This is a genomic window from Streptococcus sp. SM5, from assembly GCF_027497975.1.
This window is the reverse complement of the sequence record NZ_JAJNSC010000017.1, coordinates 57,358-71,240: the sequence shown is the minus strand read 5'-3', so window position 1 is coordinate 71,240 and position 13,883 is coordinate 57,358. Positions and strand designations below refer to the sequence as shown.

The window sequence follows — 13,883 nt, the reverse complement described above, 5'->3', positions numbered from 1 at the left end:
TAGTTTGTCAATTTTGACTATTATCTCCGTCTTACTAGCAGTACTTGCGGTTATTACAGGTTTCTTCGGAATGAATGTTCCTCTACCATTTACAGAAGAGCCAAATGCTTGGATTTATATCTTAATGACTAGCTTGATTTTATGGGTGGCCTTATCTCAATGGCTGAAGAAAATTACTAGAAAATAAAAGAAAAGGAGCCAAAATGGTGATTGAAAACTACATGCCAGACTTTGCTGTGGAAGCAGTCTATGATCTGACAGTCCCAAGCCTGCAGGCGCAGGGAATCAAGGCTGTTTTGGTCGATTTGGACAATACCCTCATTGCTTGGAACAACCCTGATGGGACGCCAGAGATGAAGCAATGGCTACATGATCTCCGTGACGCGGGTATTCGCATCATTGTGGTCTCAAATAACACCAAAAAACGAGTTCAACGAGCAGTTGAAAAATTTGGGATTGATTACGTTTATTGGGCCTTGAAGCCCTTCACATTTGGGATTGACCGTGCCATGAAGGAATTCCACTATGAGAAAAGTGAAGTGGTCATGGTTGGCGACCAGCTCATGACAGATATTCGAGCAGCCCACCGTGCTGGCATTCGCTCGATTTTAGTCAAACCCTTGGTCCAACATGACTCGATCAAAACTCAGATTAACCGAGCTCGTGAGCGTCGTGTCATGCGAAAAATCACTGAAAAGTACGGACCGATTACATATAAAAAAGGAATTTAACTATGGAAGAAATTCTCTGTATTGGTTGTGGATCAACCATTCAGACGACAGACAAGGCTGGACTTGGATTTACTCCTCAGTCAGCACTTGAAAAAGGCTTGGAGACTGGCGAAGTCTATTGCCAACGCTGTTTCCGTCTCCGCCACTACAATGAAATCACGGATGTCCAGTTGACGGACGATGATTTCCTCAAGCTCTTGCACGAGGTGGGAGACAGTGATGCCTTGGTGGTCAATGTCATTGATATCTTTGATTTCAATGGCTCTGTCATCCCAGGCTTGCCACGTTTTGTCTCAGGCAATGATGTCCTCTTGGTGGGAAATAAAAAAGATATCTTGCCCAAGTCTGTTAAACCAGGCAAGATTAGCCAGTGGCTCATGGAACGTGCCCACGAAGAAGGCCTTCGTCCAGTCGATGTCGTCTTAACTTCGGCACAAAACAAACATGCCATTAAGGAAGTCATTGACAAAATCGAGCACTATCGTAAGGGGCGCGATGTCTATGTGGTTGGTGTAACCAACGTTGGAAAATCAACTCTCATCAATGCCATTATCCAAGAAATCACGGGTGACCAGAATGTCATCACGACTTCGCGTTTCCCAGGGACAACCTTGGACAAGATTGAGATTCCACTTGATGACGGATCTTATATTTACGATACGCCGGGAATTATCCACCGCCACCAGATGGCTCATTATTTGACTGCTAAAAACCTCAAGTATGTCAGCCCTAAAAAGGAAATCAAGCCCAAAACCTATCAGCTTAATTCTGAACAAACCCTGTTTTTAGGTGGCTTGGGACGATTTGACTTCATATCAGGAGAAAAGCAAGGTTTCACAGCCTTCTTTGACAATGAACTCAAACTCCATCGTACCAAACTAGAAGGAGCTAGTGAATTTTATGGTAAGCACCTTGGAACTCTTTTGACACCACCAAATAGCAAGGAAAAAGAAGATTTTCCAAAACTAGTCCAACATGTCTTTACCATCAAGGATAAGACAGACCTAGTGATTTCAGGACTCGGCTGGATTCGCGTAACAGGCACCGCCAAAGTCGCCGTCTGGGCACCAGAAGGCGTTGCAGTCGTCACACGAAAAGCAATTATTTAAAACAAAATCGCTGAGCGAACAAAGTGAGCTCATATAGCGATAGTTATTGCCGTGGTGTCTTGCCAATCTGTAGATTGGCAAGGGGCACAATTGAGACCAAGGCTCAATTGTGAGGTCAGGAAATCCATTTTTCAAAGATGAGATCTTTGGAAAATTAGTTCCGACCGTCCCTCACCACCTAAAATAACTATCAAAAAACAAGGAAGAAAATTATGTCATTAACATCAAAACAACGTGCCTTCCTCAACAGCCAGGCACATACCCTCAAACCCATCATCCAAATCGGAAAAAATGGACTTAACGACCAAATCAAAACCAGCGTCCGCCAAGCTCTTGATGCTCGTGAATTGATTAAAGTAACGCTCTTACAAAACACAGATGAAAACATCCACGAAGTAGCTGAAATCTTGGAAGAAGAAATCGGTGTGGATACAGTCCAAAAAATCGGACGCATCTTGATTTTGTTTAAACAGTCTAGCAAGAAAGAGAATCGCAAGATTTCTAAAAAAGTCAAAGAAATATAGAAAAACTACTCCAAACAACTGTTTTTACAGAGAAATAAAGGAGACTAGCCTATGGCAATCGAATTATTGACTCCCTTTACCAAGGTAGAGTTGGAGCCAGAAATCAAGGAGAAAAAACGCAAACAAGTCGGGATTTTAGGGGGGAATTTTAACCCTGTTCACAATGCCCATCTCATTGTTGCGGACCAAGTACGCCAGCAGTTGGGACTGGACCAGGTTTTGCTTATGCCCGAATACCAACCTCCTCATGTAGATAAAAAGGAAACTATTCCTGAGCACCATCGTCTCAATATGCTTGAATTGGCGATTGAGGGAATTGAAGGCCTAGCCATTGAAACCATCGAGTTGGAGCGCAAGGGGATTTCCTACACCTACGACACCATGAAAATCTTGACAGAGCAACATCCTGATACGGATTATTACTTCATTATCGGAGCTGATATGGTGGACTATCTGCCTAAATGGTACCGAATTGATGAGCTGGTTGACATGGTTCAGTTTGTGGGGGTTCAGCGTCCACGCTACAAGGCTGGGACTTCCTATCCAGTTATCTGGGTGGATGTGCCTCTCATGGATATCTCGTCCAGCATGGTGCGTGACTTCATTGCTCAAGGTCGGAAACCCAATTTTCTCCTACCTCAGCCTGTGCTAGACTACATCGAGAAGGAGGGGCTCTACTGATGGTATATCAAGACTATATCAACTGCTCTCGTGAGGCTTTGTTGGAAAAAATGGCAGAGCTTCTACCTGAAAAACGTTTAACCCATTGTCTAGGTGTAGAGAGTGCAGCCATAGAGCTAGCCGAGAGATTTGGAGTCGATGCTGAGAAAGCAGGTCTAGCAGGGCTCCTTCATGACTATGCTAAAAAGCTGTCAGATCAGGAATTTCTGGATTTGATTGACCGTTATCAGCTAGACCCTGACCTCAAAAACTGGGGCAATAATGTCTGGCATGGCATGGTCGGCATCTACAAGATTCAGGAAGATTTAGATTTGCATGATTCAGAAATCCTGCGAGCTATTGAAATTCATACAGTCGGGGCTGGTCAGATGACAGACCTAGATAAAGTCATCTACGTTGCAGACTATATCGAGCATAACCGTGCCTTTCCAGGAGTGGATGTGGCGCGTGAAATTGCTGAGCTATCGCTCAATAAGGCAGTGGCCTACGAAACAACTCGTACCGTGGAGCATCTGGCTCATCAGAGATTCCCCATCTATCCCCAAACCCTTGAAACCTATAACGCCTTTGTGCACTATTTGAAAGAGGACTAAATGAAGACGGCTTTTATAATCATTGATGTTCAGAATATTTTAGTGGAAACCGGTTTTCAGACAAATAGTCTATTGGAAAAAATTTCTTATTTACAAAACCAGGCTAGAAGCAAGAATATCGAAATTATCTATGTTCAACATATTGAGGATTCTGAAGCTCAAACATCAGAAGATTGGCAGATATCTGGACTTTTAAATCGAAAACCTAATGAAAAGGTCTTTCAGAAGAAGTATAACAGTATTTTCAAAGAAACTGGCTTAAAAGAATACTTGGATAAACAGGGGATTGAAAAATTAGTTTTATGTGGCATGCAGACAGAATATTGTGTGGATACCTCTGTCAAGGTTGCCTTTGAATATGGCTATAAGCTGATTATTCCAGAAGGTGCTGTCACAACCTTTGATGGGGATGATATTCCAGCAGAAACGATTAATGAATTTTATGAGGACATTTGGGAGGAGCGCTTTGCAGATGTCCTAGATTACAAACATATTTTCTAAAAAAGAGGATTAAATGAACGAAAAAGAATTACTAGAACTAGTCGTGAAAGCGGCTGATGAGAAACGTGCGGAGGATATCCTCGCACTTGATGTACAAGATTTGACTAGCGTGACGGATTACTTTGTTATTACTAGTTCAATGAATAGCCGTCAGTTGGACGCTATCGCTGATAACATCCGTGAAAAAGTAGCTGATGCAGGCTTTAAAGGTAGCCATATCGAAGGCGATGCAGCTGGAGGTTGGGTCTTACTAGACCTCGGTGCTGTCGTTGTGCATGTCTTTTCAGAAGAAATGCGTGCCCACTATAACCTAGAAAAGCTATGGCATGAGGCAAATTCAGTAGATATTTCAGAAGCTCTTGCTTAGAAGATGAACTCAGTTGTAGTCAACTGGGTTTCTTTGCTTATTTTAGAAAATTGATGGAAAGGTAAAGAGCGAGTGGTTGTTTGCCATGGAGGCTCTTGGTATCATGATTATGGCAACTTATGAAACCTTTGCGGCGGTCTATGATGCGGTCATGGACGATAGTTTATACGACAAATGGACGGATTTTTCTCTGCGTCATTTGCCTAAGACCAAGGAGAGAAAGAAACTCTTGGAATTGGCTTGTGGGACAGGAATTCAATCGGTGCGCTTCTCTCAAGCTGGTTTTGATGTGACTGGACTTGACTTGAGTGGGGATATGTTGAAGATTGCTCAGAAGAGAGCTGCTTCAGCCAAGCAAAAGATTGATTTTATTGAAGGCAATATGCTAGATTTGTCCAAGGCAGGTCAATATGATTTTGTCACGTGTTACTCGGACTCAATCTGCTACATGCAGGATGAGGTGGAAGTAGGGGATGTTTTTAAGGAAGTGTATAATGCCCTTAATGAAGATGGAGTTTTCATCTTTGATGTGCATTCGACCTACCAGACAGATGAAATTTTTCCAGGCTATTCCTACCATGAAAATGCGGAAGATTTCGCCATGCTATGGGATACCTATGAGGATGCAGCGCCTCACTCTATCGTTCATGAGTTGACTTTCTTTATCAAGGAAGCCGATGGTTCCTTTAGTCGCCACGATGAAGTGCATGAGGAGCGTACATACGAAGTCTTGACCTATGATATCTTGCTGGAGCAGGCTGGGTTTAAGTCTTTCAAACTCTATGCAGACTTTGAGGACAAGGAGCCAACAGAAACCAGCACCCGTTGGTTTTTTGTGGTGCAGAAGTAGGAGGTTGATATGGTTCGATCAAAATATTCTTGGGAAGAAGTTTCGCAGTTTAATCGTATCCGTCAAAATGGAACGCTTTGGGAAAAAGATGGGCAATACTTTTATGTTCAGGAAGAAGGAACCGTATTTTCAGAGTTAGTTGTTTACGATATGTCCAAGAAACTTTTTGATATGTTAGTAAATGAAATAAAATCAGAGGATGATATCCGACATATGCTAATGTACGGAACATGGCCAATGACGGTTGCTGGATACCATAGTCCAACTATGTTGATAGCTTATCCTAAACTACAAAAGAATTATAGTAATGAACAACTAGCAGAGATCCTTCCAGTGGGAGAAAAACAATGGCTTAACTGGAGAGGGAGATTGCCTGAGTGGTATCGTAGATTTCGTCATTAGGAAGGGAGATTACTATGACCATCACAGGTATTATCGCGGAGTTTAATCCTTTTCATAATGGCCACAAATACCTGCTGGATCAGGCAGAGGGGCTGAAAATTGTCGCCATGTCTGGGAATTTCATGCAGAGAGGCGAGCCTGCTATTGTGGATAAGTGGACAAGGGCCCAGATGGCACTGGAAAATGGCGCAGACTTGATAGTGGAATTGCCCTTTTTAGTTAGTGTTCAGGCGGCGGATTTCTTTGGCCAAGGGGCTGTGGATATCTTGGCTCGATTGGGCATTGATAGCCTGGTTTTTGGGACAGAAGAAGTTCTGGATTACCAGAAAATTGCTGACTTATACACAGAGCAGGGTGCTGAGATGGAGCAATTTGTGGAAAATCGACCTGATTCCCTTTCCTATCCCCAGAAAACTCAGGCCATGTGGAAGCAATTTGCGGGTCTTGATTTTTCAGGCAATACGCCCAATCATGTCCTTGCTCTGGCCTATGCCAAGGCGGTTGCTGGGTACAACATCAAACTTCATCCGATTCAGCGTCAGGGCGCTGGTTACCATTCTGTGGACAAGGATGTGGACTTTGCCTCGGCGACAGCTCTTCGTCAGCATCAAAGTGACAAAGATTTCTTAGAACGCTTTATGCCTTCTGTTGCCCTATTTGAGCAGACGAGTAAGGTGAGCTGGGAAGACTATTTTCCTTTGCTCCGCTATCAAATCTTGTCAAATCCAGACCTAACCACCATCTATCAGGTCAATCAAGAGATGGCTGTGCGCATCAAGGAAACTATCAAGACGGCTCAGTCTGTTGACGAATTAGTCGAGGCGGTTGCGACCAAGCGTTATACCAAGGCGCGTGTCAGACGCCTCTTGACTTATATCTTGGTGCAAGCTAGAGAAAGTGACTTGCCAGAAGGTATCCACGTCCTTGGATTTACCGAAAAAGGCAGACAACACCTCAAGTCTCTGAAAGCGCAGGTCAATCTAGTCAGCCGAATTGGCAAAGAACCATGGGATACCATGACTCAAAAGTCAGACCGAATTTACCAACTAGGACAACCAAGTATAGCAGAGCAGAATTTTGGAAGAGTGCCCATTAGAATAGAAACAAACTAAGTCTACTGAAAGGTAGGCTTTTTGAGAATTTTTACGAATATATAGATAGAAAAGAAAATCTTGTACAAGTTCCTGACAATTTCTTTCTTTTCGTGTATAATAGTGGAAAAGAGGTAAAACGAGGTATGGTTATGGAAGCAGTTCTTTATTCAACATTCCGAAATCATTTAAAGGACTACATGAAGAAGGTAAACGATGAATTTGAGCCTTTGACGGTGGTCAATAAAAATCCAGACGAGGACATTGTAGTCCTTTCAAAGAGTGAGTGGGATAGTATTCAGGAAACTTTGAGAATCGCTCAAAACAAGGAACTTTCTGACAAGGTCTTGCGAGGAATGGCTCAAGTTCGTGCTGGAACCACTCAAGTCCATGTTATTGAGGAGTAAGAAATGCTGCTCAAGTTTACAGAAGATGCCTGGGCAGATTATTGCTACTGGCAAACTCAAGACAAGAAAACACTCAAAAGAATCAACAAGATAATCAAGGATATTCAACGTAATCCGTTTACAGGAATAGGAAAACCAGAACCGCTTAAATATGACTACCAAGGAGCTTGGTCACGTCGTATTGATGCAGAAAATCGCTTGATTTATATGATGGATGGAGATAACGTGGCTTTCTTGTCCTTTAAAGATCATTACTAAGTCTACTGAAAGGTAGACTTTTCTCAAATCTCTACTAAGCAACTATTTCTAAGAAATAAGGATTGCACAGACATATTTTAGTAAAATAAACTCCAATTTCCCTAAAACATATTCTATTTTAGGTTTGTGAAAATCACTTTTTTATGGTAGAATGTAAAAGAATGTATGTCATTCGGAATAACAATAAAATGAGGTAAAAACATGGAGATCATGTCGCTTGCGATTGCTGTTTTTGCCGTCATCATTGGTTTAGTCATTGGATATGTCAGCATCTCAGCTAAGATGAAATCATCTCAGGAAGCTGCGGAGTTGATGCTTTTAAATGCTGAACAAGAAGCAACTAATTTACGTGGACAAGCTGAGCGTGAAGCAGATTTACTTGTTAATGAAGCTAAGCGTGAAAGCAAGTCTCTTAAAAAAGAAGCACTATTGGAGGCCAAAGAAGAAGCCAGAAAATACCGTGAAGAAGTGGACGCTGAATTCAAATCAGAACGTCAAGAACTCAAACAAATCGAAAGTCGTTTGACCGAGAGAGCTACTAGCCTCGACCGTAAGGACGACAATTTGACGAGTAAAGAACAAACACTTGAACAAAAAGAACAAAGTATTTCTGATAGAGCGAAAAACCTTGATGCGCGTGAAGAGCAATTAGAGGAAGTCGAAAGACAAAAAGAAGCAGAACTAGAGCGTATTGGTGCTCTGTCGCAGGCAGAAGCACGAGATATTATCTTGGCTCAGACAGAGGAAAACTTGACAAAGGAGATTGCCAGCCGCATTCGTGAAGCTGAGCAAGAGGTTAAGGAACGTTCTGATAAAATGGCTAAGGATATTTTAGTTCAAGCCATGCAACGTATCGCTGGTGAATATGTAGCGGAGTCGACAAACTCAACAGTTCATCTCCCAGATGATACTATGAAGGGACGCATTATTGGTCGTGAAGGTCGTAACATTCGTACCTTTGAAAGTTTGACAGGGGTCGATGTGATTATCGATGATACACCAGAAGTGGTGACCTTGTCAGGATTTGATCCAATTCGTCGCGAAATTGCCCGTATGACTATGGAAATGTTGCTCAAGGATGGTCGTATTCATCCAGCTCGCATCGAAGAGTTGGTTGAGAAAAACCGTCAAGAGATTGACAATAAGATTCGTGAGTACGGTGAGGCTGCTGCCTATGAAATTGGTGCGCCAAACCTTCATCCGGACTTGATGAAGATTATGGGACGTTTGCAGTTCCGTACTTCATATGGACAAAATGTCTTGCGCCATTCGATTGAAGTTGCTAAGTTGGCTGGTATCATGGCGAGCGAGCTTGGTGAAAATGCGGCTCTTGCCCGTCGTGCTGGTTTCCTTCACGATATTGGGAAAGCCATTGACCGCGAGGTTGAAGGTAGCCACGTTGAAATCGGTATGGAATTGGCTCGTAAGTACAAGGAACATCCGGTTGTGGTGAATACAATTGCTAGTCACCACGGAGATGTTGAAGCTGAGAGCGTCATTGCAGTGATCGTCGCTGCAGCAGATGCCTTGAGTGCGGCCCGTCCAGGTGCTCGTAGTGAGTCTCTTGAAAGCTATATCAAGCGTCTCCATGATTTGGAAGAAATTGCTAACGGCTTTGAAGGAGTGCAAACTAGCTTTGCCCTTCAAGCAGGACGTGAAATCCGCATCATGGTCAATCCAGGACAAATCAAGGACGACAAAGTCACAATCTTGGCTCACAAAGTTCGTGAGAAAATTGAAAACAATCTCGATTACCCAGGAAATATCAAGGTAACCGTGATTCGCGAGCTTCGTGCAGTAGATTATGCTAAATAATAAAAACTGAGGTCAGAAGAGAATCTGACTTCAGTTTTTTGAATAAATTATTTGCAACTATTTGTTATATTATCGAGGTGAAATCTCAATTGGTGATAAGTAGATTAAATCTTGTTTATCGTTATAGGACTGTATTTTAGCTCGAATATGTATTTTTTGTCCGTCTATAAAATTTTTATTGTTAAATGATTTAAAAGCAGAATTAGAGGTTAATTTTCTTTTTGAAAATATAAAATTTGCTATAGGTTGTTCATTATGGATATAGTTGTCAGGATATATAGTGACATCAAATTTAGTTATTTTTTTAGTTATTTTGTCAATATAGGCATCAAATTCAGTAGTTTGATCTTTAAGTTTTTTTACTAATTTAGATTTTGTTTTTTTATCCTTAGTTTGAATCAGAGATTTAAAGTCTTCATTGTTTTCTACTGTGATAATAGATGTTTGTGATAGGCTTGTTGACGAGGTTTTGGTCGAGCTTGATGTGGTGTTAGTTGAACTAGAGGAAGCAGGCGTCGAACTTGATGATGTAGAGAATGATTCACTAGTTTTCTCGACAGATTTTTCAACAACGCTACTAGTTTCTGTAGATGAAGGAGTAGAAACAGTAGTTGATTTATCTGAGTTTCCTCCAAATAGAACTAAAAGAAGAATTGTAAATGTCACACCTGCACCAGTTAAATATGGAATTAATTTTTTGAATTTTAATTCCATAGGGCTCAGTGGTGTGATTTCAACTTCAGCTTCTTTTTCAAAAAAACCAAATATTCCAGCATTTCCTTTTTCAATAATATTGATTTTAACCTCATTTTTTTTGAGATTGAGTTCATATAAGCCATTTTCAATCGCTTCATCAACATTCTTTCCTTTATAAATTGGCATAAATCTCTCCTTTTTATACTAGTCGTTTCATTATCTCTTAAATAGAATAAAAAGGCAAGTATATTTTAAGGGAATACCTTGTATAAATCTAAATAAATAAGAAAGAGCAGTTGAAAAATTACTGCTTTTTTGTTACACTAGATAGAAAGACTGTAGAAGGATAGTTTGTACTAAATGCTACTATCTGAAGGGAAATCTTATTTTATTTTTACAGACTGACTAAAAGGAGACACAATGGCAGACCGAGGCTTACTAATCGTTTTTTCTGGTCCTTCAGGGGTTGGAAAAGGAACGGTTAGAAGAGAGATTTTTGAGAGTTCTGAAAACCAATTTCAATACTCTGTATCGATGACGACACGCGCACAACGTCCTGGAGAAGTGGACGGTGTTGACTATTTCTTCCGTACTCGTGAAGAGTTTGAAGAACTGATTCGTCAAGGACAGATGTTGGAATACGCAGAATATGTCGGCAACTACTATGGAACTCCTCTGACCTATGTCAATGAAACTTTGGACAAGGGAATCGATGTTTTCCTTGAAATTGAAGTTCAAGGTGCTCTTCAGGTCAAAAAAAAGGTTCCAGATGCTGTCTTTATCTTCCTGACACCACCAGATTTGGATGAATTGCAAGATCGTTTGGTAGGTCGTGGAACAGACAGTGCAGAAGTGATTGCCCAACGAATCGAAAAAGCCAAGGAAGAAATTGCCCTCATGCGTGAGTATGATTATGCGATTGTCAACGATCAGGTGCCCCTAGCTGCTGAGCGTGTCAAACGTGTGATCGAAGCAGAGCACTTCCGTGTGGATCGTGTTATTGGTCACTATCAGGAGATGTTACCGAAGTCTCCAACTACCCGATAAAATTTAGAAAATAGGTACAAGCAAATGATGTTAAAACCCTCTATTGATACCTTGCTCGACAAGGTTCCTTCAAAATATTCACTCGTAATCTTGGAAGCAAAACGTGCCCACGAGTTGGAAGCAGGTGCGCCAGCAACTCAAGGTTTCAAGTCTGAAAAATCAACTCTTCGCGCTTTAGAAGAAATCGAATCAGGAAACGTAACCATTCACCCAGATCCAGAAGGAAAACGTGAAGCAGTGCGTCGCCGTATCGAAGAAGAAAAACGCCGTAAAGAAGAAGAAGAAAAGAAAATCAAAGAGCAAATCGCTAAAGAAAAAGAAGATGGTGAAAAAATTTAAGGTTGGGGGGACTCAATCTTATTTTTTCTATTGCAAGAATGTACTGATAAGGAGGAGGTGAGAAGATGGCTATAGCCAAGATTATCGTTGATGTGCCCTTGATGCAGACGGACCAGCCCTATAGTTATAGGATTCCTGAGGAATTTGAGGGAATGCTGGAAGTTGGGATGCGGGTTCATGTGCCTTTTGGCAAGGGCAATCGCCTGATTCAAGGGATTGTTCTTGGTTTGGAGTTCCAATCAGATGAGGAAGAGATGGAGCAAGATTTAAAAGATATAGCCGAGGTACTGGATTTTTCTCCTGTTCTCACGCAAGAACAACTCTGGCTGGCTGAGGAGTTACGCAAGTCCGTCTTCTCCTACAAGATCTCCATCCTCAAGGCTATGTTACCTGGATTTCTGAACTCCAGCTATGACAAGATTCTCTATCCTCTGGCAGGTCTGAGTCAGGAAGACCGAGATCGTCTGTTTGGTTCAGAAGATTCGCTTGCCTTTTCTTCTCTAGATTTAGGTAAGCAAGCTGAAATGATGCGATTGACTAGAAAAGGCCTGCTTGGGCTAGAATATCAGGCAATTGATCAAAAGAAGGTCAAGACCCAGTCTTGGTATGAGGTTGATGCTACTCAGTTAGAGAAAATTGAGATCTCTACGCGTGCCAAGAAAAAGTTAGAACTGAGAGACTATTTGCTTTCTCATCCTGAGAGTGCTTCCTTGGCTAGTTTGTTAGAATCCTACTCGCGGGAGCAAGTCAACTTCTTTGTGGAACAAGGTGCTGTGACCATAGTCCAAAAGGAAGTTCAACGCTCGGCTGCTTATTTTGAAGGCATTGAGGCAAGTCGGCCTTTGGAGTTGAATCCAGAGCAAAGACAGGCGCGTGATGCGGTTGTCAGTGCGATTGGTAGTCATCAGCCTCCCTTCCTCCTTCAAGGGATTACAGGAAGTGGGAAGACCGAGGTTTACTTACAAATAATCCAAGGAGCTTTGGATAAGGGGAAAACAGCCATCTTACTGGTGCCTGAGATTTCCTTGACTTCACATATGACGGAGCGTTTTATTGCTCGTTTTGGTGAGAAAGTGGCCATTCTTCACTCAGGCCTGTCCAATGGTGAAAAGTATGATGAATGGCGCAAGGTTGAGCGTGGAGATGCCCAAGTTGTGGTTGGCGCCAGATCGGCCATCTTTGCTCCGCTGAAAAATCTGGGTGTAATGATTATTGATGAGGAGCATGAAGCGACTTATAAGCAGGACAGCAATCCCCGTTACCATGCCAGAGAGGTGGCTATTTTACGGGCTCAGTATAATCAAGCGGCTTTGGTCCTCGGGTCCGCGACACCGAGCTTAGAAAGCCGTGCGAGGGCTGGAAAAGGCGTTTATCAACACTTACGTCTGACCCAACGGGCCAATCCTTTGGCAACGATTCCTGAGGTTCAGGTGATTGACTTTCGGGACTATATTGGGCAAAATGAAACGTCAAATTTTACACCGCCTTTGCTAGAAGCCATTCAAGACCGTCTGGCTAAAAAAGAACAGGTGGTTCTCATGATCAATCGTCGTGGTTATTCTAGCTTTGTTATGTGTCGGGAGTGTGGGACGGTGGATACTTGTCCTAACTGTGATATTTCCTTGACCTTGCACATGGATACCAAGACCATGAACTGCCATTATTGTGGTTTTTCAAAGGATATTCCTCAGGTCTGTCCTAATTGTAAGAGTCGCAGTATTCGTTACTATGGAACAGGGACTCAAAAGGCTTATGATGAGCTAGCAGAGCTTTTTCCTCAGGCTCGCATTCTACGTATGGATGTGGATACGACCCGTAAGAAAGGTAGTCATCAAGCTCTTCTTGACCAGTTTGGGCGAGGGGAAGCGGATATCTTGCTTGGGACTCAGATGATTGCCAAGGGCTTGGATTTTCCAAATGTGACCCTAGTAGGAGTTCTAAATGCCGATACAGCTTTGAATCTGCCTGATTTTCGTTCTTCTGAGAGAACCTTCCAGCTCTTGACTCAGGTGGCAGGTCGGGCAGGTCGGGCTGAAAAAGCTGGTCAGGTCTTGATTCAGTCCTATAATCCGCAACATTATGCTATTCGATTTGCCAAGGATCAGGACTACGAAGGTTTTTATACCTATGAAATGGGAATTAGACGACAACTTGGTTATCCACCTTATTATTTCACGATTGGTATTACCCTTTCTCACAAGAAAGAAGAAGAGGTGGTTAAACGTGCTTATGAAGTTATGAACATTTTGCGGTCAGGTTTGTCCGAAACCAGTAACATCCTTGGGCCAACACCCAAACCTATTGCTCGTACCCACAACCTTTATCATTACCAGATTTTAATTAAATACCGTTTAGAAGATGAGCTTGGTCCGACCCTCAACCAGGTCTTGGCCTTGACTCAAGAAAGGGAAAATAGTGAGCTCCGTCTCAGCATTGACCATGAGCCACAGCAATTTTTATAAGAAGGAGAAG

18 protein-coding genes are annotated in these 13,883 nt (G+C 42.3%); 17 read left to right on the top strand and 1 reads right to left on the bottom strand.

What is annotated here, in order from left to right; translation table 11 throughout:
- The 14 genes from PAN07_RS12605 to PAN07_RS12540 all read left to right on the top strand — a co-directional run.
- Positions 1–187 (top strand): CorA family divalent cation transporter (locus PAN07_RS12605; protein WP_276593337.1); only part of this gene is annotated, 187 nt, incomplete at its 5' end.
- 16 nt (positions 188–203) lie between these two features.
- A complete protein-coding gene (locus PAN07_RS12600) occupies positions 204–731 on the top strand; it encodes a YqeG family HAD IIIA-type phosphatase (RefSeq protein ID WP_000234220.1) in 528 nt (175 codons plus the stop codon).
- Positions 732–733: 2 nt separating this feature from the next.
- Positions 734–1,840, top strand: a complete 1,107-nt coding sequence (yqeH, locus tag PAN07_RS12595; protein ID WP_084862916.1) for a ribosome biogenesis GTPase YqeH — start codon at positions 734–736, stop codon at positions 1,838–1,840.
- 212 nt (positions 1,841–2,052) lie between these two features.
- Positions 2,053–2,364 (top strand): ribosome assembly RNA-binding protein YhbY, encoded by a 312-nt coding sequence (yhbY, locus tag PAN07_RS12590; protein WP_000060169.1) that lies wholly within the window; start codon positions 2,053–2,055, stop codon positions 2,362–2,364.
- A gap of 51 nt (positions 2,365–2,415) precedes the next feature.
- Positions 2,416–3,045, top strand: a complete 630-nt coding sequence (locus PAN07_RS12585; protein WP_084862918.1) for a nicotinate-nucleotide adenylyltransferase — start codon at positions 2,416–2,418, stop codon at positions 3,043–3,045.
- The gene (yqeK, locus tag PAN07_RS12580) at positions 3,045–3,638 is read left to right on the top strand and encodes a bis(5'-nucleosyl)-tetraphosphatase (symmetrical) YqeK (protein WP_269798007.1); all 594 of its coding nucleotides are present in this window, start codon (positions 3,045–3,047) and stop codon (positions 3,636–3,638) included. Before PAN07_RS12585 ends, yqeK begins: the two co-directional genes overlap by 1 nt.
- Entirely contained in the window at positions 3,639–4,139 is a 501-nt protein-coding gene (locus PAN07_RS12575) for a cysteine hydrolase family protein (protein WP_269798006.1), read from the top strand.
- A 13-nt stretch (positions 4,140–4,152) separates the two neighbouring features.
- Positions 4,153–4,506: a ribosome silencing factor gene (gene rsfS, locus PAN07_RS12570; protein ID WP_049546916.1), complete on the top strand. Its 354-nt coding sequence runs from the start codon at positions 4,153–4,155 to the stop codon at positions 4,504–4,506.
- A gap of 109 nt (positions 4,507–4,615) precedes the next feature.
- Positions 4,616–5,356 (top strand): class I SAM-dependent methyltransferase, encoded by a 741-nt coding sequence (locus PAN07_RS12565; RefSeq protein ID WP_346658461.1) that lies wholly within the window; start codon positions 4,616–4,618, stop codon positions 5,354–5,356.
- 9 nt (positions 5,357–5,365) lie between these two features.
- Positions 5,366–5,758 (top strand): hypothetical protein, encoded by a 393-nt coding sequence (locus PAN07_RS12560; RefSeq protein WP_084862922.1) that lies wholly within the window; start codon positions 5,366–5,368, stop codon positions 5,756–5,758.
- A 14-nt stretch (positions 5,759–5,772) separates the two neighbouring features.
- Positions 5,773–6,870, top strand: a complete 1,098-nt coding sequence (locus PAN07_RS12555) for a nucleotidyltransferase (protein WP_084862924.1) — start codon at positions 5,773–5,775, stop codon at positions 6,868–6,870.
- A 131-nt stretch (positions 6,871–7,001) separates the two neighbouring features.
- Positions 7,002–7,256 (top strand): type II toxin-antitoxin system Phd/YefM family antitoxin, encoded by a 255-nt coding sequence (locus PAN07_RS12550; protein ID WP_192856296.1) that lies wholly within the window; start codon positions 7,002–7,004, stop codon positions 7,254–7,256.
- Positions 7,257–7,259: 3 nt separating this feature from the next.
- Entirely contained in the window at positions 7,260–7,514 is a 255-nt protein-coding gene (locus PAN07_RS12545; protein ID WP_084862927.1) for a Txe/YoeB family addiction module toxin, read from the top strand.
- 201 nt (positions 7,515–7,715) lie between these two features.
- Complete coding sequence (locus PAN07_RS12540; RefSeq protein WP_000404936.1) at positions 7,716–9,329, top strand: ribonuclease Y; 1,614 nt, start codon at positions 7,716–7,718, stop codon at positions 9,327–9,329.
- A gap of 69 nt (positions 9,330–9,398) precedes the next feature.
- On the opposite strand, the gene PAN07_RS12535 is transcribed toward PAN07_RS12540, so the two are convergent.
- Complete coding sequence (locus PAN07_RS12535; RefSeq protein ID WP_084862929.1) at positions 9,399–10,211, bottom strand: DUF4839 domain-containing protein; 813 nt, start codon at positions 10,209–10,211, stop codon at positions 9,399–9,401.
- A 234-nt stretch (positions 10,212–10,445) separates the two neighbouring features.
- Between PAN07_RS12535 and gmk the strand changes: the two genes are divergently transcribed.
- The 3 genes from gmk (at position 10,446) to PAN07_RS12520 (ending at position 13,873) form a co-directional block, all read left to right on the top strand.
- Entirely contained in the window at positions 10,446–11,072 is a 627-nt protein-coding gene (gene gmk / locus PAN07_RS12530) for a guanylate kinase (RefSeq protein ID WP_000775041.1), read from the top strand.
- Positions 11,073–11,096: 24 nt separating this feature from the next.
- Entirely contained in the window at positions 11,097–11,411 is a 315-nt protein-coding gene (gene rpoZ / locus PAN07_RS12525) for a DNA-directed RNA polymerase subunit omega (protein WP_000979235.1), read from the top strand.
- Positions 11,412–11,476: 65 nt separating this feature from the next.
- A complete protein-coding gene (locus tag PAN07_RS12520; RefSeq protein ID WP_269798005.1) occupies positions 11,477–13,873 on the top strand; it encodes a primosomal protein N' in 2,397 nt (798 codons plus the stop codon).
- Positions 13,874–13,883: the final 10 nt, after the last annotated feature.

Excerpts from the sequence above, each read along its gene's own strand:
- rpoZ (WP_000979235.1), top strand. The coding sequence starts at position 11,097 with ATGATGTTAAAACCCTCTATTGATACCTTGCTCGACAAGGTTCCTTCA.
- gmk (WP_000775041.1), top strand. The coding sequence starts at position 10,446 with ATGGCAGACCGAGGCTTACTAATCGTTTTTTCTGGTCCTTCAGGGGTT.
- yhbY (WP_000060169.1), top strand. The coding sequence starts at position 2,053 with ATGTCATTAACATCAAAACAACGTGCCTTCCTCAACAGCCAGGCACAT.
- PAN07_RS12565 (WP_346658461.1), top strand. The coding sequence starts at position 4,616 with ATGGCAACTTATGAAACCTTTGCGGCGGTCTATGATGCGGTCATGGAC.
- PAN07_RS12575 (WP_269798006.1), top strand. The coding sequence starts at position 3,639 with ATGAAGACGGCTTTTATAATCATTGATGTTCAGAATATTTTAGTGGAA.
- PAN07_RS12550 (WP_192856296.1), top strand. The coding sequence starts at position 7,002 with ATGGAAGCAGTTCTTTATTCAACATTCCGAAATCATTTAAAGGACTAC.
- PAN07_RS12520 (WP_269798005.1), top strand. The coding sequence starts at position 11,477 with ATGGCTATAGCCAAGATTATCGTTGATGTGCCCTTGATGCAGACGGAC.
- yqeH (WP_084862916.1), top strand. The coding sequence starts at position 734 with ATGGAAGAAATTCTCTGTATTGGTTGTGGATCAACCATTCAGACGACA.
- PAN07_RS12545 (WP_084862927.1), top strand. The coding sequence starts at position 7,260 with ATGCTGCTCAAGTTTACAGAAGATGCCTGGGCAGATTATTGCTACTGG.
- yqeK (WP_269798007.1), top strand. The coding sequence starts at position 3,045 with ATGGTATATCAAGACTATATCAACTGCTCTCGTGAGGCTTTGTTGGAA.
- PAN07_RS12540 (WP_000404936.1), top strand. The coding sequence starts at position 7,716 with ATGGAGATCATGTCGCTTGCGATTGCTGTTTTTGCCGTCATCATTGGT.
- PAN07_RS12585 (WP_084862918.1), top strand. The coding sequence starts at position 2,416 with ATGGCAATCGAATTATTGACTCCCTTTACCAAGGTAGAGTTGGAGCCA.
- PAN07_RS12600 (WP_000234220.1), top strand. The coding sequence starts at position 204 with ATGGTGATTGAAAACTACATGCCAGACTTTGCTGTGGAAGCAGTCTAT.
- PAN07_RS12555 (WP_084862924.1), top strand. The coding sequence starts at position 5,773 with ATGACCATCACAGGTATTATCGCGGAGTTTAATCCTTTTCATAATGGC.
- PAN07_RS12535 (WP_084862929.1), bottom strand. The coding sequence starts at position 10,211 with ATGCCAATTTATAAAGGAAAGAATGTTGATGAAGCGATTGAAAATGGC.
- PAN07_RS12560 (WP_084862922.1), top strand. The coding sequence starts at position 5,366 with ATGGTTCGATCAAAATATTCTTGGGAAGAAGTTTCGCAGTTTAATCGT.
- rsfS (WP_049546916.1), top strand. The coding sequence starts at position 4,153 with ATGAACGAAAAAGAATTACTAGAACTAGTCGTGAAAGCGGCTGATGAG.